The sequence below is a fragment of the Candidatus Neomarinimicrobiota bacterium genome (genome assembly GCA_017656425.1).
Classification (GTDB): Bacteria; Fidelibacterota; UBA2242; order UBA2242; family B5-G15; genus JACDNV01.
In genome coordinates this window covers 94,303-117,329 of the sequence record JACDNV010000005.1, presented here as the reverse complement: position 1 = coordinate 117,329, position 23,027 = coordinate 94,303, and the positions used below count along the sequence as shown (strand labels likewise).

9 protein-coding genes are annotated in these 23,027 nt (G+C 34.7%); 7 read left to right on the top strand and 2 right to left on the bottom strand.

Annotated features, from left to right (window positions below; all coding sequences use genetic code 11):
- Window positions 1–159: 159 nt before the first annotated feature.
- The 6 genes from H0Z29_05055 (at window position 160) to H0Z29_05030 (ending at window position 11,773) form a co-directional block, all read left to right on the top strand.
- Window positions 160–3,384, top strand: coding sequence for a TonB-dependent receptor (locus tag H0Z29_05055; GenBank protein MBO8130873.1), 3,225 nt, complete (start codon window positions 160–162; stop codon window positions 3,382–3,384).
- A 28-nt stretch (window positions 3,385–3,412) separates the two neighbouring features.
- Window positions 3,413–5,674 (top strand): hypothetical protein, encoded by a 2,262-nt coding sequence (locus H0Z29_05050; GenBank protein ID MBO8130872.1) that lies wholly within the window; start codon window positions 3,413–3,415, stop codon window positions 5,672–5,674.
- 13 nt (window positions 5,675–5,687) lie between these two features.
- Entirely contained in the window at window positions 5,688–6,707 is a 1,020-nt protein-coding gene (locus H0Z29_05045) for a PorV/PorQ family protein (GenBank protein ID MBO8130871.1), read from the top strand.
- A 27-nt stretch (window positions 6,708–6,734) separates the two neighbouring features.
- Window positions 6,735–7,940, top strand: coding sequence for an IPT/TIG domain-containing protein (locus H0Z29_05040; GenBank protein ID MBO8130870.1), 1,206 nt, complete (start codon window positions 6,735–6,737; stop codon window positions 7,938–7,940).
- 62 nt (window positions 7,941–8,002) lie between these two features.
- Window positions 8,003–9,949, top strand: a complete 1,947-nt coding sequence (locus H0Z29_05035) for a T9SS type A sorting domain-containing protein (GenBank protein MBO8130869.1) — start codon at window positions 8,003–8,005, stop codon at window positions 9,947–9,949.
- A gap of 54 nt (window positions 9,950–10,003) precedes the next feature.
- Complete coding sequence (locus H0Z29_05030) at window positions 10,004–11,773, top strand: glycosylase (protein MBO8130868.1); 1,770 nt, start codon at window positions 10,004–10,006, stop codon at window positions 11,771–11,773.
- A 299-nt stretch (window positions 11,774–12,072) separates the two neighbouring features.
- Here H0Z29_05030 and H0Z29_05025 read toward each other — a convergent pair whose 3' ends face one another.
- Entirely contained in the window at window positions 12,073–13,893 is a 1,821-nt protein-coding gene (locus H0Z29_05025) for a T9SS type A sorting domain-containing protein (GenBank protein ID MBO8130867.1), read from the bottom strand.
- A 337-nt stretch (window positions 13,894–14,230) separates the two neighbouring features.
- Window positions 14,231–18,424, bottom strand: coding sequence for a response regulator (locus tag H0Z29_05020; protein ID MBO8130866.1), 4,194 nt, complete (start codon window positions 18,422–18,424; stop codon window positions 14,231–14,233).
- 716 nt (window positions 18,425–19,140) lie between these two features.
- Here H0Z29_05020 and H0Z29_05015 point away from each other — a divergent pair.
- Window positions 19,141–23,025 (top strand): translocation/assembly module TamB domain-containing protein, encoded by a 3,885-nt coding sequence (locus tag H0Z29_05015; protein ID MBO8130865.1) that lies wholly within the window; start codon window positions 19,141–19,143, stop codon window positions 23,023–23,025.
- The last annotated feature ends 2 nt before the right edge of the window (window positions 23,026–23,027 follow it).

Sequence of the window (23,027 nt, the reverse complement as noted above, 5' to 3'; positions counted from 1 at the left end):
CTTTTCACTGTCTTACAATAATGACAGAGTGTTTTGTTGAAATATTATTATAGAAAAATAATTATGCAATCAATATAGACATTTTTGCAAACATTTTTTCGAGATGCCACTAAAGAATCAAAAGATAAAAGCCATAAATCTAATAGAAGGGGGTCTAAAGTGCTTAGAACCAAGTTAAAACTTATTCTACTCCTTTTAATAATAGCACTCGTTTTTATGCAATTAATAGTCGCAGGAACAACCGGGAAAATCACTGGAACTGTTACAGACCAAAAGACAGGTGCACCAATTGTAGGAGCAAACATAATCGTTGAGGGTACAACCTTAGGTTCAGCTACTGATCAGAATGGGCAATTTACAGTACTCTACGCACCGCCTGGTAATTATACTGTAAGGGTTTCGGTTATAGGATATAAAGAGGTAAAAGTAACAGATGTTATAGTACATATTGATCAGACAACGAGGATTGATTTTGTTCTTGAACCTGAGGTACTGCCAGGCGAAGAAATCGTGGTTGTAGCTGAACGCAAAATTATTAAGCCAGATGTAGCTACGAGCACAGTTGCGGTACCATCAAGTGATATAAGTGTACTTCCTGTCTCAAATGTCAATGATATAATTAGTCTCGAAGCAGGCATAAGTGGAATGTCAATTAGAGGAGGCTATGCACAGGAAATATTATTTCTATTAGACGGTATAGCACTACGTGATCCTCGAAATAATGAACCCGTCACAAAAGTTCCATTAAGTGCAGTAAAAGAAATATCAATCCAAAGAGGCGGTTTTAATGCCGAATATGGACAAGTTCAATCTGGAATTATAAATGTTGTAACTGTAGAAGGTGATAGAGATAGATATAGCGGCAATATTGAAATCAAAATAGTTCCACCAGCTCCAAAATATTTTCGTACAGATGGAATACCAGATGTTCATGACCCTAATTCATACTGGATGCGACCATATCTTGACGATGCTGTTTGCTGGACTGGGACAACACAGGGGGAACCCTATACAGATCTAAATGGCAACGGAAAATGGGATGAAGGTGAACCTTTTGAAGACCTGAATGGGGATGGAATAAGAACCTACTGGGATAAATATATGCAGATGCAATATCCATCATTTGTTGGTTGGAATGCTGTTTCGGACCAATTACTTGCAGATGATGATCCAACAAATGATTTGACACCTCGTGGAGCACAGAGAGTTTTCATGTGGGAAACAAGAAAAAAGCAACCAAATAATTTAGCTGATTATGACATAGACGCTGGTTTTGGAGGACCTGTACCATTGATATCTAAAAAGCTTGGAGATTTACGCTTTTTTACTTCTTACCGCAGACATAGAGATGTATTGCTGTGGCCTCAGGCAGATCCAGATTATATCGATTGGGATTGGACATTTCAGTTAACATCTGATATAGCAAAAAATACCAAACTGCGATTTTCAAGCCTCATAGGACACATTAGAACACTTGCTGAAAACTGGAATTATGGTTTTTACCCCCACTGGCCACATGAAATAGCAGCAGGTACCGGTGGTTATCAAATGTTTAACACGTTCAGTGATTGGGCGTGGTCAAGGGCAAATATAGGACACCGTTCATTTTCCATGAAATTAACCCAACAACTAAGCCCTAGAACATATTATGAAATTTCTGTAGACCATTTTTACAGAGAATATGACACTAATCCTACGTCACTGCGTGATACAACAAAGAAACATGAAATATTACCCGGCTATTGGGTTGACGAATACCCCTTTGGTTATTGGCCCTATGAAATTGTCGGAGTAACTCCCGAAATAAAAGATGGAATACAGGCATCTTTAGCTCGAGATTTTTCAAAAGTTAAAGCAACAACTATCAAAGGAGATTTTACAAGTCAGATCAATTTTAATAACCTGATGAAGTTTGGATTCGAATTTGTGTATAACGACTTGAATATGGACTATGGCTTTATTCAAATGCAGAGTAAAGGTCAAACCTACGCTAATCGTGTGCAGATGCATAATTTCCCCATTAGAGCTGCTTTATATATTCAGGATAAACTAGAAACACAGGGTTTTATTATGAATGTCGGATTAAGACTGGATTATAGTCACTCAAGAACTGATTGGTGGGACTTAGAGAAAAATGCGTATAATCCTTACTTTATCTCATCTCAATACGCTAAATATAAAGATGATTACGAATTTGAAATGGTTAAATCCAAACCTCAGTGGCAACTAAGCCCTCGACTAGGTATTTCGCATCCCATTACAGTAAACTCCAAATTATTTTTCAATTATGGTCATTTCAAACAGATACCCCAATATGAGACTTTATTCAGGATACAACGTAGCTCTACAAGCGCATTATCTGCTATTGGTAATCCGAATCTTACTTTAGCAAAAACTATTGCATATGAACTTGGTTACGACCATCTAATATTCAACTCAATTTTAATTCAGCTTGCTGCTTACTATAAAGACATATCTGATCAGCAGAATGTAACCACCTATGAATCAATAAGTGGTGATAATTATATAGTAACTACGAGCAATGGATATCGAGATATAAGAGGATTTGAACTTACAATAAGAAAGAACACCGGTCGCTGGTTCAGAGGCTGGATAAATTACACATATCAGGTGGCTTCCAGTGGACATTTTGGTCCTGAGAGGTTTTATGAAGATCCAGCTCGCCAGAAACTATATAATGAGGAAACAGAAAATTTCTACCAGCAACGATCAATCCCAACTCCCTTTGCAAGGGCAAATTTAAGTTTATTCACACCTGAAGATTTTGGACCCAATTTAATGAATTCCCATCCACTCGGTGAATTTATGGTAACACTCCTATTAAACTGGAGCGAAGGTGGCTGGACAACTTATAATCCTAAAGGCGCTTCCGGAGTTGTAAATAATGTTCAATATGTTGATTACTTTGATGGTACTTTACGAGTTAGTAAAACATTAAATTTAAAATCTATAAAGATTCATCTATTTTGTGATATATCAAATCTTTTTAACCAAATGCGACTGCGCGACACAGGCAACCAACTTTATCGCCAATCCCTACATTTACCCAAGAGTGAAGCGTATGATAATATCCCAGGGAATGATAAGTTCGGTGATTATCGCAGACCAGGAATACCCTGGCAACCAATCGAATATCGAGCTGTAATTGAGGGAACTCAACCACCTGATAATACCGTTCCTATTTACTATGAGGGTACTACCGGGAAATACTGGGAAATAGTAGATGGACATTGGCAAGAAGTCGAAAAAAGTAAACTCGACTGGATATTGGAAAATAAAGCATACATTTATAATCCCGGACCATCTACATGGTGGTTCCTAAATCCAAGAAGGGTCACCCTTGGCATCAGAATCTCTTTTTAATATTAGTTAAAAAAATGAGGTAGAGACTATGAATAAACAAATTAAAAAAATGAAATCATTTCTCCTCTATTTTATGCTGAACACGTTATTTTTATTCCTCATCCCACATAATTACGCACAGGAAATTCGATGGTTAATCTACGGAGAAACTCAGTGTTGTTTTATTGATTATGGGTGTGAACCAGAGCTATTTTACTCAAACATAAACTTTCTAACATGGCCCACTCAATATGGAACAAACCAACATACTATGAGGCAAAAGGGGCTCTGGATTGGTGCTAGAAATTTTTATGATCCAATTGAAAGAAGACAAAAATCTGTTAAAGTTGTTGGGATCGGACCACGTATATCAGATAACCTATTAACCATGATCTTTCCTCAATATATCAAAGTTATAGGACGATTTAAAGCTCCAACAGTAGTCGTAGACGACCAGATTGGAAATACGAACCATCTTTACGACCAGGTGGATGGTTATGACTCCAATCTTCCATGCGACCGTATGATTATTAACGAAGTAAACACTTCGATGGGCGTAACAATAAGACGAAAAATTATGAGTTTCACTAATCCTGAACATGATGATTACTTTATTTATGAGTACACATTTAAAAATACAGGCATATACAGTGCAGAAGGTGATGTATATTCTCAGACACTAAACGATTTCTGGATTTATTTCGTTTGGAGACCGGCTTTTGCCGGGATAACTTCATCAGGATGGGGTTCAACCTGGGGTAGTTTTGCTTCAGAATGGGGAACCAGCACTTTAATACACACATTCACTGGTTCTGAAGAAGGATTGAGAGGATTCTATGCATACTATGGACCAACAAATTCATACGATCATCCGCTCACTCCCGAGGAAGACTGGGGTTGTCCAGATCATCTAGAAACAGGGGTGTTAGGATCTGCAAAATATATGGGAGCTGTAGTTCTTTTTGCACCCGATCCTGACAATCCCAGTGTCGATGACCCGAATCAGCCCGCAACTGACGCATATGTTGGAAGTGATGGTGCACCAATGGAAGCTTCTGTTAGCCAGTTTGATGAAACTTTTATGCAACAACGCTGGAACATAATGACTGAAGGAAGGCTTCCAAGCCAGGATGAAGAAGTTTTTAAAAACGTAGGGCATAACGGCTATGTAGAGGACTGGACGTCAGGAAGTGTATACAGAAACACGAACACAACAGGGAGTAGTTCACAGGGATGGGGCTTTGGACCATATACCCTGAGCCCTGGTGATAGTATAAAAATTATTTTCGCGGAAGGCGTTAACGGAATTAGTTGGGAAAAGTGCAGGGAAGTAGGGGCAAATTGGTTTGCTTATTTTAAAGACATGGAAAATAAACCCGAATTGGACATGCCTGATGGAAGTCCTGCTACATCGAATAATCCATGGGGCTATGCACCTCACAATGCCTACAAGAGAGCATGGTGTGAAACCGGGGTGGATTCTATAATGAAAGTTTTAAGAAAAGCAGTTGAAAATTACAGATCAGAATACAATATTCCTCAACCACCTCCTCCACCAAATGAATTTACCGTTAAATCTGGAGGCAATAAAATTCGATTAACCTGGAGTGACAATGCTACTACTCATCCTCATTTCGATGGATACGTCATTTATCGGAGTGAAGGAAATGTAAAGCACTACAAAACTGTCTACACTAAAATCTTTGAATGTGACAAATCTAATTACGTACATGAATTCAACGATACAAGTGCAGCTCGTGGAAATGATTATTACTATTATATCCAAACAAAAAGCGATGGTCTTGAAAACAATGGCAAACCTTTATATAGCAGCCTATTTTGGACCCTAACAACTGTCCCAGCACATTTAGGGAGACCTCCTGGAAATCTAATTGAACATGTTAGAGTAGTACCTAATCCCTATGATATTCGTGCACGGATGTGGCAGTTTGGTGAAAATTATCAATATGACCGCATCGCTTTCTATGAATTACCACCTATTTGCAAACTCAAAATTTTTACAGAGAGAGGTGATTTAATATGGGAAAAGTACCACGATGATGGAACAGGTGACGAACTATGGGATTCTATGACATCTTCAGGCCAGATCATTGTGAGTGGAATCTATATTCTCTACGTTGAAGTCCCAGAAGATATATATGCTACAGAAACTATTGTGGCAAGTCGTGACTATTACAATCCCAAAACTGGAGAATTAGAAATAAAAAAGGGTGATATAATTTTTGAGCCAGGAGATTTGATGTTCAAAAAAGGCGAGTCGGTATTTCGCAAATTTGTAGTCATCAGATAAGGAGGATTGAATAATGAAAGTAATTAATTACTCAATTAATGTTATAAAAACAATAATCGCACTACTAATTTGCATTAGTATGTTAAACGCAAAAAATGTCAAACTGGCACAGGCAGGTTTCGAATTTCTATCAGTCGTATCAGATGCTCGTGCTGCAGCTATGGCTGATGCTGTAACGAGTCTGGAAACCGGTTCAAGCTCCTTATTTTTCAACCCAGCTGGAATGGCGAGATTAACAAGTTTCATTGATATAACAGCAAGCCACAATCAATGGATCGCAGATATAGTACATAATACTTTTTCCTTGGCAATCTCCCCTGCAAAAGGAAGATTTGGTGTCATAGGTTTCAGTTACCAGAATGTGAATTATGGAGAATTCTATGGAACAAGGGTAAATAAAAATATTCCTTCTGGATACGATGATACGGGTATTTTTCATCTATCTGCCAATGCTATTGGAGTAGGTTATGCAAAAAAGCTAACAGAATGGTTCAGCGTCGGTGGTCAAATTCGTTATGTGAAACAAGATCTAGGTAAAAGTGTAATACCCAAAATTTCAAAAATTCCGGATACTACTGCTGTAGTGGTAGAAAATGTTTTAACACCCCTATCCTTTGATTTCGGGACACAATATAGAACAGGTTTTAAGGGCATTGTATTCGGAATGTCTGTTAGAAATTTTTCAAAAGAAATCAAATATGTTCAGGAATTGTTTCAGTTACCATTAGTCTTCAATCTTGGTGTGTCAATGGATATACTGGAATGGTTAAATAATAAACCACAAGACCAGGCTGTTTATATAAGTATAGATGCCAGTCATTATCGATCACGCCCAGAACAACTTAAAGTAGGTTTAGAGTGGGAAATATTTAATACTCTCTATTTAAGAGGAGGGTATATTACAAACAGTGATGAAAGCGATTTTTCTTTTGGAGTTGGAATTTCTCGTTTTAGATATGCTATTGATTATGCATACGTCCCATATGGCGTATTTAATAGTGTTAAGCGAATAACTGTAAGAATATCATTTTAATAGAATACAGAGAGGGAGAGAAAGATCATGAAAATCAAACACATATTAATAAAATTAACTTTTTATTTAATGCTATTAATGTTTATCAAGTGCGAATATGATGTAACACAACCATTATGGTATAAAGATTATCCCGAATTACCAATCCCCTCAATTGTTAAAATATACCCACCAGAGGAAGCTACTCCAGGTTGTAATTATATAAAAATATTTGGGTCAAATTTCGTTGGCAAAGTATCCGTTTATTTTGACAATGTTAAAGCCAACGTGGTATCTGCATCTAATGATTCGATAGTAGTTCGCAGACCAGCCATAAGTAAAGATTCTTGCGTTGTAAAAGTTGTATGTGATAGCGCCATGGTGGTGGCAAAATATAGTCCATATAAAATACATAAAGTAATTGAACCATATGGCAATTTTCTTGAAAACAAACAACTAAATGCGGTAACAGTAGACGACGATGAAAATATTTACGTAGTTGAAAAGAAAATAAATATATATAAAATTACATCCTCTGGAGATAAAACGATTATTGGTACAGCGAATCGTATTATTTACGATATTACTATTGGATTCGATAATAACTTATATCTATTTGAGAATAATCGGGCAATAGATGTCCTCAATTTACAAACAGAAGAAATGACACAATGGATAAAGTTAAAATCCGGCAAAGTTGTTAAATACGGAGACTTTACCAGCCACGGTTACCTAGTCACTGGTGGACGCAGATCAGGGCTAGTGGTAGTTACACCGGATAAAAATCCAATTTATACTGATTACTATATTAAGGATGAGATTATCGGAATAAGAGTTTACAACGGCTATGTATATGTTAATGTTATTTGTAATGAGCCAGATGAGAATAATCCTGAATTTGCAATATGGCGTCATTCTATAGATAGCAAGGGCAATGTAGGTGATAAAGAACTGGTACTGAATTTGACTAACTTTACAGACCAATACTTTACAGATATAGATCAGATAAATAGTTTCTATTTTAGCGAAGATGGTAGGCTATTTATCGGCGTGAGTGCAGAAAATCCATTATTAGTATACGATTTCAACACGCAGACTATGGACTTTTTCTACCTTGGCATAGTTCCATCCTATTGTAAATATTTTGCCTGGGGCACACAGTCTTATATTTATCTTATTCGCGGTGACAACGATCTAGAAGAAGAATGGACTATGTACAGAATTGATATTGGAATGAATAAGGGGTCAAAATAAAAGTGTTTTCCTATTTTTACAATTTACTAAACAAACTGTGTCAAATCATAGGACTATAAATTATGACTAGAAAATTAAAAACCGCTCTTTTTTTAGCTATCTTCTCATCTCAAATCTTTAGCGATACATTTCCCAATTGTTTTCTAGAGGATTTCAAACCTAAAAAAGCTACTATCCCGATATCAATAGATGCTTCACCACCAACCGAAGAAGCAAATGTTGAGATAACTGTTTTTTCAAAGGATACATTAGGAAAAATTTCAAAATATATATTTGGAAACGCAATTGCTGCCTGGGTTGGAAATAAAATTTATAATCCAACTATTATGGATTATCTTGAAAAACTCGAAGTAACAATCTTACGCTATCCCGGAGGAAGCTGGTCCGATATTTTCTTCTGGAATGGCATACCTGATGACATACCAAACACTATTCCAGATGGTACAAAAAATGGACAACCGATTAATTTATATCCCCAGACTGGAAATGGAACAAGCGAATGGTCACCTACAAACGTAGATACCTATTACAATATGAGATGGGATCTTGATATAGAAGGACTAATTACAGTCAACTATGGTTATGCTCGCTATGGACTAGGCGAGAATCCAGTAGCAAAAGCTGCGCATCTCGCCGCAGAGTGGGTACGCTATGATGATGGAAGAACAAAATTCTGGGAAATTGGCAATGAAAATGCAGGACCATGGGAAGCAGGCTGGCAAATAGATACTAATTTAAATAAAGATGGTCAACCAGAAATAATAAATGGTTCCCTATACGGAAAACACTTCAGGATCTTTGCTGATTCGATGCGCGCTGCCGCTGTAGAATTAGGAAATAAAATTTACATTGGAGGACAGATAATTCACTATGATGCTACAAATAGCTGGAATGTTGCTGAAAGAGACTGGAATGAAGGTTTTTTCAGGGAAGTAGGAGATGCTGCAGATTTTTATGTAATTCATAATTACTTTGGAAATGATAATTCCACAGCTCAAAAGCTTCTTGATGCAGCATCTAAAACAGTCAAAGATATGATAAATTTTATATACAAAGATATAAATGATAAAGGCGCAGTGCCAAAACCGATTGCTCTTACCGAGTGGAATATGCGTAGTATGGATGGCAGTAACGATAGTGCTAAGATTTCAATAATTAATGGTATACAGGCAGTAATAGTATTCTGTGAATTAATAAAATATGGTTATGGAATGTCATGCCGTTGGCTGGTTGCAAACTGGGATACTGACGGTATGTTTTACTACCACGACAATCCATCATATCCGTTATGGAACCCCAGACCTGATTTCTTTTATATTTATTATCTAAAAAAATTCACCGGTGATCACGCTCTAAAAACAAATTCCAACAATAAAAACGTATTAGCATATGCATCAACATTTAGAGATGGTGAAATAGGAATTGTAATAGTCAATAAATCAACAATTAATTTAACAGCAAAGATAATGATAGATTCACGTTCAGTTGGCAATCTTTACTATGTCTATTCACTAACAGGAAAAGCTGATGAAGGTGAATACTCCCAACATGTATTTGTAAATGGATACGGGCCTACTGGATCATATTGGGGACCTATCGAAAATTTAGAAGAGATTCCTGCTTTCGCATATCCTGCCTCTGATGAAATAAAAGTTGAACTACCTCCTCGCTCAGTTCAGTATATATTGATTAAGGCAAGTGAGGGAAACGATATAGGAAAATGTGATCCATCCACAATTAACAATGGATTCCAACTTTTTCAAAATTATCCAAACCCCTTTAACTCAAATACTATAATACCTTTTACATTAAAACAGCCTTCAAAAGTATCACTGAAAATATTCAATATAAAAGGAGTCGAAGTCGCTTCTTTAATAAACAATAAATATTACAATACAGGTAAACATTCAATAACCTTAGACGCATCAGCCTTCAATAACGGTATTTATTTTTACAAACTATATATAGGAAACCAGACGATAACAAAAAAGATGATCTTGTTAAAATAAAGATTATCCCTTTTTACAACAACGAGGAAAATGATATGTAATACTGGAGGAATAATGATAAGGTATTATTTTACTGTATCATTGATTCTAATAAGTATTTTTCATATTAATTCCAAAGCTGAATCAACTTCAACTAAATATGCATTTATTAATTCAGGTATAATTACAGGCGAATATGCAGTTCCTGATTGCCCTGATTGGCTACATATAGCCGTTATTTATCAGGTCTATCCACAGTCATTTTACGACTCCGATGGAGACGGAATAGGTGATCTAAAAGGAATTATAAAGAAGCTTGACTACATTAAAAGCCTTGGTGTAGATGGAATTTGGATTAATCCATTTTTTGAATCATCTTTTTTTGACGGTGGTTATGATATTACAGACTACTATAAAGTAGATAATCGTTATGGAGCAAACGAAGATGCCAAACTTTTATTCGAGGAGGCTGAAAAACGAGGATTGAAAATTATTTTCGATTATGTAATAAGCTATACCAGTATCTTACATCCTTGGTTTCAAGAGTCTGCCAAACAGAAAAAGAATCGCTATACAAACTGGTATATATGGACGGACAATGTATGGATAGACCCTCCCATGGCATTTCGTCATTCCTTTATAAAGGGCTACGGTAATAGGAATGGACAATATATGTACAATTTTTACTGGTGTCAACCAGCACTTAACTTTGGATTCGTAAAGCCAGAAGGGCCATGGATGCTACCACCTAATCATCCTGATATACTCGCTCTGCATGAAGAACTGATAAAAGTTTTACGATTCTGGATGGATATGGGCGCTGATGGATTTCGTGCAGATATGGCTGGCGCTCTTGTAAAAAATGCAAATGTTACAAAAAATGACCCGGAGTATAATAATCGAGATGAAGCAACAAAAGAATTCTGGAGAAAAATTCGCAATATTATAGACAATGATTATCCTGATGCTTTCATGGTCGCTGAGTGGGGATATCCTGAGGTTGCACTGGATAATTGTTTTCATGCTGATTTTTTCCACTGGTTTCCAGGTTTCAATGATTTATATCAAAAAGAAAGCTGGAGGATACTGAATGGGCATTCTGAAGGATATAGCTTTTTTGATAGTGCCGGCAAGGGCAATATAACATATTTTTTAGAAAAATATATGGATCAATACAAAAAAACAAAAGGTAAAGGATATATAATTCTACCACTTGGTAATCACGATCTGTCACGGCTTAATATTAAGAGAAGCTATGATGAACTTGAAATGATTTTCGCTTTCGCATTTACCATGCCCGGGATACCATTTATTTACTACGGAAATGAAATTGGAATGAGACAATTATATGATGTGCCCATTAAAGAAGGAGCATATCCTCCACGCGCAGGAGCCCGTACCCCAATGCAATGGAAAAAAGATAAAAATTTTGGGTTTTCAACAGCCCCTGCAGAAAACATATATCTACCTGTTGATCCTGATCCCGATGCACCAACTGTTGCGGAGCAGGAACAGGATCCAAATTCATTACTTAATAAGGTACGACAACTTATTAAATTGAAACACAGCGAGCCAGCATTGGCTGCTTATGCTGAATTTGTTCCCATATACGCAAAAGAAAATGATTATCCATTCATTTTTGCACGTGCGGTAAAAGAGGATATAATACTGGTAATATTCAATCCATCCAATAGAGAGGTTAATGCAAACTTTAAACTAAATATTAAAGCCAAAAATTTAAAATTGATTTTCGGGAAAGAATCGAACGTTAAAGTGAATGGGAATCATTACGAAGTAAAAGTAAAACCCATATCTTACTCTATTTATAAAGTAAACCGAAATTGATTAATTTTTCTACATCTCAAAACAAAAACATATTAATTTTCAAAGATTAACAATACAATATATTTTAGTATATTACTTAACAACATTTTTGTATATGCGTTATCTAAGTCAGATATTTAATTACAATCTGATACTCAATAATCTGTCTTTTCTAATCTAAGTTCTAAGAACAAACTGAACATTAATTCATATTGATAGAATTTCCTAAACTATAGGCAAACTTTCATTTATTGACAAAAAAACACCCGCTATTTTGCATAGCGGGTATCACTTTACTCTAATTGTCCAACGATTATTAATTATTTGAGTAGTATCATTTTCTTCGTATCTGCATTATTACCAACCTGTAGACGATAGAAATATACACCAGAGGGGAGTCCTAATCCCATAAATGGTACTCTGTATTCACCAGCTTTCTGTTTTTCATTTATCAGTATAGCCACCTCCTTACCTAAAAGATCATACACAGCCAGACGAACATTACCTTGTTGCTCGAGTGTATAGGAAATAAATGTAATCGGGTTAAATGGATTTGGATAATTTTGATTTAAAACAAACTTGTAAGGTGTTGTCCTTTTATCACGAATAAAGGTTGGTACAGTCAGATCTTCAAATGAAGAAGCAATTGTAATTTCATCAAATACCAATCTGACATTTTCTCCATCACCACCAAACTCAAGAGCGATATGATCAAATCCATCAGGCATCGAGGAATTTCTCTTTACAATTGCATCGTTTGTATCTGGCTCTCCTCCACTCGGATCCGGATCAATCCACATATAGGTCCTATCTGGTCCCTCTCCTCCTGACATTTTGATCATCGTAACTATCCACACAGGTCCCGCTGTAATCTCTGTCGTGGATACATCAGGAGGATCTCCTGTCCATCCACTACCACAGGAAAATACAGGCGTACTCTGACCTCCCGACTTACCAATTGCCAATAACTCAGTAGTACCCTTATACAACTTCACCATGAAATAGGTATTACCAACAGGCAACGGCTCCTTTACATCCAATAAATAACTAACCCAGTACTTCTTACCCGCCTCATTTGGCCATACCTCCGCCAAAGGTCGCATATAACGATTGTGATCAGTCCAGGCATTGCTCTTTACTACCTGCAAATGCGCAGTATCATGAGGTATTTCATAATTCAAATCACCATATGCAAAGCGTGTCCCCGCTATCGATACCAATCCCTCTACCCCATTATCCGTAACATCAGTAAACCATGACCCACCAAATCCGTCACTTGAAGAACCTAATCCATTCAGAGTATTAGCAGGATAATTGAAAGATTCACGAACTACAGGCCCTGTTGGTGATTCGGCAGTTAAATCTTCAAAAGATGTAGCAATTGTAATTTCATCAAATACCAATCTGACATTTTCTCCATCACCACCAAACTCAAGAGCGATATGATCAAATCCATCAGGCATCGAGGAATTTCTCTTTACAATTGCATCGTTTGTATCTGGCTCTCCTCCACTCGGATCCGGATCAATCCACATATAGGTCCTATCTGGTCCCTCTCCTCCTGACATTTTGATCATCGTAACTATCCACACAGGTCCCGCTGTAATCTCTGTCGTGGATACATCAGGAGGATCTCCTGTCCATCCACTACCACAGGAAAATACAGGCGTACTCTGACCTCCCGACTTACCAATTGCCAATAACTCAGTAGTACCCTTATACAACTTCACCATGAAATAGGTATTACCAACAGGCAACGGCTCCTTTACATCCAATAAATAACTAACCCAGTACTTCTTACCCGCCTCATTTGGCCATACCTCCGCCAAAGGTCGCATATAACGATTGTGATCAGTCCAGGCATTGCTCTTTACTACCTGCAAATGCGCAGTATCATGAGGTATTTCATAATTCAAATCACCATATGCAAAGCGTGTCCCCGCTATCGATACCAATCCCTCTACTCCATTATCCGTCAAATCAGTAAACCATGATCCACCAAATCCATCACTTGAAGAACCTAATCCATTCAGAGTATTAGCAGGGTAACTGAAAGATTCCTTAACGACACTCTGTGCCAACACCAATGAAGTAATTAAAATCACTAAGGTTAATAACATAGTAAAGCTTTTCATTCTCATAATTTCCCTCCATTTTTAATCACCAATTATTTCCCAAACTTATGAAAAACATGGTGGAAAAATATTTAAACAGTTTGCTTAGAAATTCTCTATTCATTAAATATACCTATAAAGTATTATAAAAAGTAAAACGATAAAGATAACGCTTAAAACCTCAATTAGAATCCATTTTAAATAGTTCCGACTTTTTTTATCATTGGACTTATAGCTTGATTTACCCTTTTTCTCTTTCACAAAAAGAAAGTAAAATACCACAAATAGAAAATCATCTCATTGTCTGGTAAATAGGTTGCATTTTTTAAGTAATTATTTTTACTCGAGGATTAAATTTATTTAGCTATGCACTTGGGAATTCTTTTTTTATTTCTTGAGGTGTCTTACCAAACTGTTTTTTGAAACACTTAGAAAAATATGATGGGTCCCTAAAACCTACTTTATAACACACCTCAGATGAAGAATAACCCTTTTTAAGAAGCTGCATCGCTCTTTGCAATCGATAATTCTTTATAAAATCACTGGGTGTTTGATCTATCAATGCTCTTACCTTACGGTATAATTGAGCACGACTTAAACAAACATTATAACTCAAATCATCTACTGAAAATCCCGGATCTGAAATATTATGTTCAATAATTTCTATTATTTTCTTAATAAACTCCAAATCTGGTGATTTAACATCTATCTCCTTAGGATTAAGATAAATCATTTTTAAATATTTTTCCTGAATCTTTTTTCGCGTGGCTAATAAATTTTCAATACGTATTTTTAAAAGTTCTGAGTTAAATGGTTTAACTATGTAATCATCTGCTCCTGATAATAATCCCTCTCTCAGTCTTTCATGCGAAGGGTCTGCTGTTAACAAAATTATTGGTATATGACTAGTACGCTGATCTCTCTTACATTTATTACAAAATTCCAGACCGTCCATCACTGGCATTATAATATCGCAAACGATCAAATCAGGAATTTTATCCACTGCTATTTCATAACCGCTCAAACCCTCTGTGGCTTGAATTATAGAATATTGATTCTCAAGCTCCATAACAAGGTACCTGCGTAAATCCTCATCATCTTCTATAACTAGGATCAAAGGTTTATTGTTATTTTGTCCAGAATTATAGTCATATCCACCTTTTAATGTATCTGAGCACACCTTATCTACCAATTCATTCTCTTTGGTGGAATGAATGTGAATGATATTCAAATTTTTTATCTCCTCTACTTTCATTCTAACAGGAATTAATAAAGCGAATGTGCTACCTTGACCGGGCGTACTTTCAACAAACACTCTACCACCATGCATTTCAATGAATTCCTTGCATAAAGATAACCCAATACCACTTCCTTGAAATTTCCATTCTGGCTTGCTCTGCACTTGATAAAATGGATCAAATATATTTTTAATATGTTCTGGTGATATACCAATTCCCGTATCTTTTACTTCTACTTTCATATCACCAACTATTCTCATATCGCCATTTTCACATTCAAATTCATTATGAGGAGTATATGAAAGTAAAACATTTATTCTGCCCCCAGATGGGGTAAATTTAAAAGCATTATTAATAACATTATAGATAGCTTTCTCTATTTTATCAGGGTCAAACCAAAAATAAAGGCTATACACTTCTGTTTTTAAAGAATACGTGATTCGTCGCTGCTCAGCCTGAATACGGAAAACAGAAAAAATAGCTTTTACAAAAGAAATAAATTCTCTTCTCTTTAATTCTAAAGTCATGCTACCTGTATCCAACTTTCGGGCATCCATTATCTGATCTACCAGCCTTAACAGTCTTCGAGCATTTTGTAAGATCAAATTGTAATACAAACGGCGCTTTTTACCGGTAATTCTGTTCTCAACACGCAACAAATGTTCAATAGGATCAATGATAAGTGTTAAAGGAGTTCTGAACTCGTGAGAAATATGAGTAAAAAATCTCAGTTTTACCTGATCTATCGCATGCATTTTCTCTGCTTCCATTAACTTCATTTGGTTCCTGGCACGATTACGCTCTCGAATTTGTACCGCCATTCGAATTAAAAACAACGCCAGTAGAATCATAACGATATATATGGCTAACATCCAATTTGTCTTCCAGAAAGGAGGAGTTATGATAATTTTTATCGAGGAACCAACCTCATTCCATACCCCGGAATTATTAGAACCCTTTACTAAAAAGGTATATTTACCTGGAGGTATATTAGTATAAGAAGCAATTCTGTGACTTGCGTCTGTTTTATGCCATTGCTGGTCAAAACCTTCAAGCATGTAAGCATACTTATTTTTCCTCGGACAGCTATAATCAAGAGCTGAAAACTCAAAAGAGAAGAAATTATCCTTATATGAAAGTACTATATTATCCGCGGTTATGATTGACCGTTTTAGCTTGCACTTGGGAGAATTTCCAGGAATGACCTTCTTACCAAATAGCTTAAACTTTGTTATAGCGATGGGAGGAACATATGGATTCTCAGTTATATTGGCAGGATGAAATACATTAAATCCATTTATTCCACCAAAATAAAGCAATCCCTGCCTGGACTTCAAAACTGCACAACGATAAAAAATATCCTGACCGAAACCATCTCCACTGTCAAAAGTTCGAATTTCTTTAGTAAGAGGATTCAGTCGAACAATTCCATGGTTTGTACCAAGCCATAAAATTCCATTATCATCTTCAATTATACTTTCTATCATATTGTCAGGCAAGCCATTTTTCCTCGTGATTCTGCCAAAACGAGCACTACCCGAATCAGGGTTAAACGATTTAAGATAACACAGTCCTCCTCCCATTGTCCCAATCCACAATTTACTATCATGGGTAAAATAGAGTGCGCTTATATTGTTATGTGCTATACTATTCGTATCATTTTCATTATTCATGAAATAAATCATTTGTTCAGTTTCAGGATCAAAACAAACTAACCCTTTCCCATAAGTGCCTAACCATAGTTTCCCAGATTTATCCTCAACAATATCTGTAACTACATTTGTTCTTACATTTACCTTGTCTACCGAGTAGTTTGTGAATGTACGTCCATCAGGATTAAGCTTCGATAATCCACCACCCCATGTCCCAATCCACAATGTGTTATTATAATCAAGGTAAAGCGAATATATTGCATTTTCACCTATTGAAGATCTATCGCTGACATCGTGTTTAAAATTGGTAAAGGAACCGTTCTTAAAATCATATCGAACCAGTCCGTTACCATCCGTCCCTATCCATAAACATTCGCCATCACCTTCCAGACACACTATCGCATCCAGATTGATATTCTGACCACGAACATGTTTATAAACTTGAAATTTATTTTGAATCGGGTCAAATCTGTTTAGACCACCAAATCGGGTCCCTATCCATATAATTCCATTTTTACCCTCATAAAATGATGTAACATGATTATCAGAAAGACCGCCTTTTTCCGGGATGACAGAGCGAAAGTGCTGTATATATCCTTGTTTTGTATCGCATTTATCAATACCACCATTTTCGTTACCTAACCATACAACCCTGCCCCTGTCTTCATAAACCGTCCATATAGAATTGGAATGAATCCCTTCATCCTTTAAGGGATCATAATAATAATGCTGAACATTATAAAAATGATTCAGTATTAAGTTACCTGATATTTGAGGAAGAATAAACAAACCATCGTTGTAAGTACAAATCCATAATCTACCAGATTTATCAATCATCAACTTTGTAATTATATCTGGAAAGTATTCAATTCCTCTATCGTCAAAAAGAGTAACTCTCTTAAAACACTGATTATAAATATCAAATCGCTGTAATCCATCGCCCCATGTCCCAATCCATAAATTAGCCCATTGATCCTCACATATTGTAATAACAGCGCTTATTGATGAATCTGAGTTAGATAGTTCATGTTTATAACTGATAAATGACTTAGTAGCACGGTTGAATCTAAAAATACCCTTTTCTGTTGCAATCCACAACTGTTTTCGACTATCTTCGTATATATCATGGATTATGTTACCCTCGAATCCATCAAATTCATCCGATTCGATTAGATAGTTATGAAATATTCCTTTATCAGGATTGTAAGCACTTAAACCACCTTCAGTACCAATCCATATTATCCCTTGATGATCTTCAGTAATACACCTTATTCTATTATCAACAAGCGAATTAGGGTTTTGTGAATCATGATATATTCTTATGAATTGATCCCGCTCGCGGTCGTATCTATTTAGACCATTTAATGTTCCGACCCATAACACTCCATTATGATCTTCAAAAAGAGCATTGATTATATTATTGCTTAGAGTAGTACTATCACGTGGAATGGGTAAGTATACTTTAAATTCATACCCGTCATACCTATTTAATCCATTCAATGTACCAAACCACATAAAGCCCTGCTCGTCCTGAATAATCTCAATAACTGTATTATGTGAAAGTCCTTGTCGAGTTGAAATATGCTCAAACCGATAAATCGGAAAACTATTGGCAATTATTTTTACTATTATCAACCAATATATAAAAATTAATTTAAACCACTTCATCATAGAACTCATACTGCTAAGAAAAAATATACATATAATAGTATCAAAAATAAAGGAAATGGGTTAGATTCAAGTTGATTGTCTTTGATTTAAGAAAAGCCTTTTCTTGAAACCTATAGAGATAATATAATTGCGTTTCCAATGGCTCGCCCTCTGTGTAATTCAAATAACTCAAACGGGCGCTAAAATGGCACTCCCAGCTTTTCAATTTCCTTGATAAATATTTCTTGTTTTGCGCTTTAAATACAAAGAATAAGTAATAAAAACAGGTATTTTGCCTTGAAACATCTCCATTTCTTGAGTCTTCTTTTTGTTTTTCTAATCAATATCCCAATTGAATTATTCATGTAAATATATCCCCCATAGTCTTGAATCATTTAGAATTACTACCCTGTCTCCAATACTAACCCCTTGTATAATATACATTACCTTTCCTCTTCCATATAAGATAGGTGGTTATTTTCAAATATTTACCTATTCAAATAAAATTAAATTTGCTCAGCCATCAATTACTTTTATTATCGAAAACATTACCAATAAAAACCTAAAAAACAGAGAAAACTTTATAGGAATCACTTAACCAGAATCCAAACATAAATGTCATATTTTGTCAAAAATTTATTAATTTTATGGTTGTAATTTGATGAAAGGCTTAGCATTCGGGAAATTAGAATTAATTATACAATTTTCCCAAAAGGGGCATATTTAGAATAGATATGAATACACTTATTAAAATATTAGTAATAATCACATTATTAGCAATATTTCTTGTCATATCGGGTGTATACCTCTTGCATCATATTCAATACTGGGATTCATATTTCCTTGACTACTTCAATAAACAGCTGACTTCATTAAATATAAACTTGAAGGCAAAAAGTATAAAGGGTAGCCTTATCTCAGGTTTCGATTTCTATGGTGTAGATATTTTTAACGCTTCAAATAACAAGTTAATCTGCCAGACTGATACATTTTTAATAAGGTTCAGCCTCTTATCTTTCCTTACAAAAACACCTACGATATCAAAAATCAAATTAAAAAACACAAACATATATTTACCATTTAAATTTAAAACAGATAAAACTCCTACAAAAAAAACTAAAAAGGGTGAAAAAAACACCGTAACAACGATTAAAAAGGTAGAATTAAATAATCTCAATATCTATAATAATGACAATATTGTTATTGATTCGGCATTCGTTAGATCAAAAATTAATATACAGAATGATAAAGTTACCGTTAAATTAAATGATTCATATCTACACATTCCTACCTATCGGGAATCATTTAACCTTACCAATGCACAATTTGTCTATTCAAAAAATATTATAAACGTTGAAAAATTTAATCTAAAAAATAAGAGTTCTATAATAAAGCTTAGTGGTATAATAGATTTTTTAAATTTAAAAGGAGAACTAGACTTAAACGTTCAAAATATTATTCTTTCTGAAAGGTTCAAGACATCATACAAATTTCCAAATCAAGATGATTTCTTAAATATAAAAGGAAAAACATCAATAGAAAAGTCAAGGATAAATTTCTACGGGATATTTAGCGGAAAAATGCTAAACAAATCATTAAACAATGGAGTACTGGATTGCATAGTTAACAATGATACAATAATAATAAATAATCTATCTGCAAGACTAGAAAACAGCTCATATTCGGGTAAATTCTTCATAGTAAGAGATGATACAATATATGCAAAAATACAATTTACTGATGCCTCGATTAATCAACTGTACAACTTTAATACCCCTCTATCCTCGACAGGTAGTATCTTTATTACCAGCAAAAAAGTAAAGGAATATATTCCCATTGAATTTAAAATAAAAACAGACTTTGATTTTATAAAAGTAAAAAACCAAAAAGTAACTGATATAAAGGGGAAATTTCTATTTAAAAACAATATAGTATCGATTACTGATACACTTTTTTTAAATGTTTATGGAAATAAAATATACATAAGAGGTAAATATGATCTATCTTCTAATTATATCAATGCCGAAGCATATGCCCAGGTGAAAAAACTATCGAATTTCTCGTACTTGATTAAATCATCAAAACTCACAGGCAAGGGAAATTGCTATTTTAATGTATCAGGTGATGTAAATAAACCTGATATAAAGGGATGGATCAAAATAGATTCTCTTGATTCAAACCACTTTACCCTTAGTGATTTTATGGCAAGATTTGGCTATGTATATTCATCCAATAAAAGATTTGGTAATATTGACATAGAATTCAGCAAAGCAATAATAAAACCATTGGGAAGAAAAATACCAACATCAAATATCTTTACACATATTAAAAATGATACAATATTTATAGATAATCTTCAATCATATGATAGAACTAAATCTGTTTCACTATCAGGGAAAATCATAGCGTTTAAACAATTTATAGTTGATAACTTACATGCTAACTACCATGATGCAATTATTAAAAATTCAACACCAATTTATATCGGATTGTATAATGATACAATAAAAGTCAAAAGCTCAAGAGTCTCAATAGACTCGGGCTATTTTGAAATAAATGCCGAAATATATAAAAGAAAGCATTTTTTCATAAATTCACGTATATCTAACATTAACATTGGAAAACTTACCGACATTTTAGGAGTTAAAAATGACATTGACGGAACTCTAAAATCGAAAGTAATAGTAAATTTTAATAAGGACAAAAATGCAAAAGCATTATTCTATATAGACAATTTTAAATACAATGGATATAGTTATAATTCAGCATATGGTGAAATATCCTACAATGTTAATAAAATTTTAATAAATAGATTAAACCTTATAGATAAATATAATGGTATTTTATCAATATCAGGTTATATCAGAAAGAGGCAACCAACAACAATTATAGACCGAATTCTTGCCCGAAATGACAGTATCTCAATATCTATTAAATCCGATAGTTTCGACATAACTTACCTTGATCCAGTATTTTTCAAAGGTATAAACAAAAGGGGTAAAATTAATGGTTTTATAAACGTAACAGGGATACTTAACAATCCCCAACTTGACATTAATCTTGGGATAAAAGATCCGGTCTTCGATAAATTAGATGCGGATACAATGTATATAAAAGGGAGATATGCTGAGAAAAATCTAATATTAACAGATGCAATTATTGCTGAGGATAGCTCAAATTATAAAGCTTATGGATTTATCCCCTATTCTGTCAGCATCAATCCTTTAGAAATTAAAATGCTAAAAGATTCAACAATAAATGTGAATATTTCTGCCAAAAGTAATACTCTTGAATTTTTAACAAAATATGGTCAGATATTTCAAAACATAATCGGAGATTATGCCATTGCTTTAAATCTTTCAAACACACCAGACTCTATTGTTTATCGTGGAAATATTAATGCGAAAACTGACGTTCTATACCTAAGTTTCATCGAAAATCCTATAACGAGCCTTGTTGGTAGTGGAATTATAGAGAATAATAAAATAAAAATAATTTCATTATCCGGTTTTACAAAAAGAGAAAAGCCTCAATATAAGGGTGTATTTAATAGAATTGGTAAATATTTATCAAAGATTTTTAAACCTTCATCAAAAAAATCCTCATATCCAAATATTACCATATCGGGTGATATTGATATCTCAAATCCTTTCAAACCAGTTTTAAACTTAAATCTAAATGGCAAAGACCTCTATTTCAGAACCTTCCTCGGAGAATATGAGGGTATTATGGACGGAAACTTAAAAGTCACTGGCAATAAAACTATAAAAATTGAAGGTGAAGTAAATAACAAAGAACTAATAATTAGAAGCGAGCTATTAAAAACCAGTGAGACAGAAGGAAGCGAAAGTTTGAAAAATCTTGCAATAAATATACATATCAACTTCCCCGCAAATCTCTATATCAAAAGCAGTATGCTTGACTGCCAGATGGAAGGTGAACTATTTCTTACAAAAGAGATTAATGAGCCGCTCCAAATTTCAGGGGAACTTCATACAAGGAAAGGTAACTTCTATTATCTCGGCTATAAGTTTGTAATCGAAAAGGGAGATATATATTTTGATCCTTCACTGTCAAGCCCTCAGGTTGATATAATAGCAGGTGTAAATATCGCTGTTCCAGATACTGTCACTGGCGATGGGAAATACACAAGCGAATATGTAACTGTACAGATAAGTGGAGAATTGAATAATCCAACACTTCACTTTATATCTGATAAATATTCCGAAGCCGATATCATTAAATATCTAGCAAAAGTTCAAACTCTTGAATCGGGACTCACAGGACAACAATTAACTGGAGAGGCTGTAAACATTTTCGGAATTTATTTTGAAAGACTATTAAAGAATCAAATAACGCAATTAGGACTGGTTGACGATATCGAGGTAAGAACAGGAGGCTCCTTTACAGCATCCACTCCTCCTGAACAATGGACTATAATGCTCAGTCGAAGATTAAGATCCAATTTATTTCTTACCTATGAACGAAGTCTTTCCTTAACAGAACCATTTCAAACATTTGAAATTGAGTATTTTATAAATCCTAACTTTTCTATAGTTGGTAATGTAGACTCACAAGGATTGATTCACATTCGGTATAAATATAAGTACAGGTACTAATC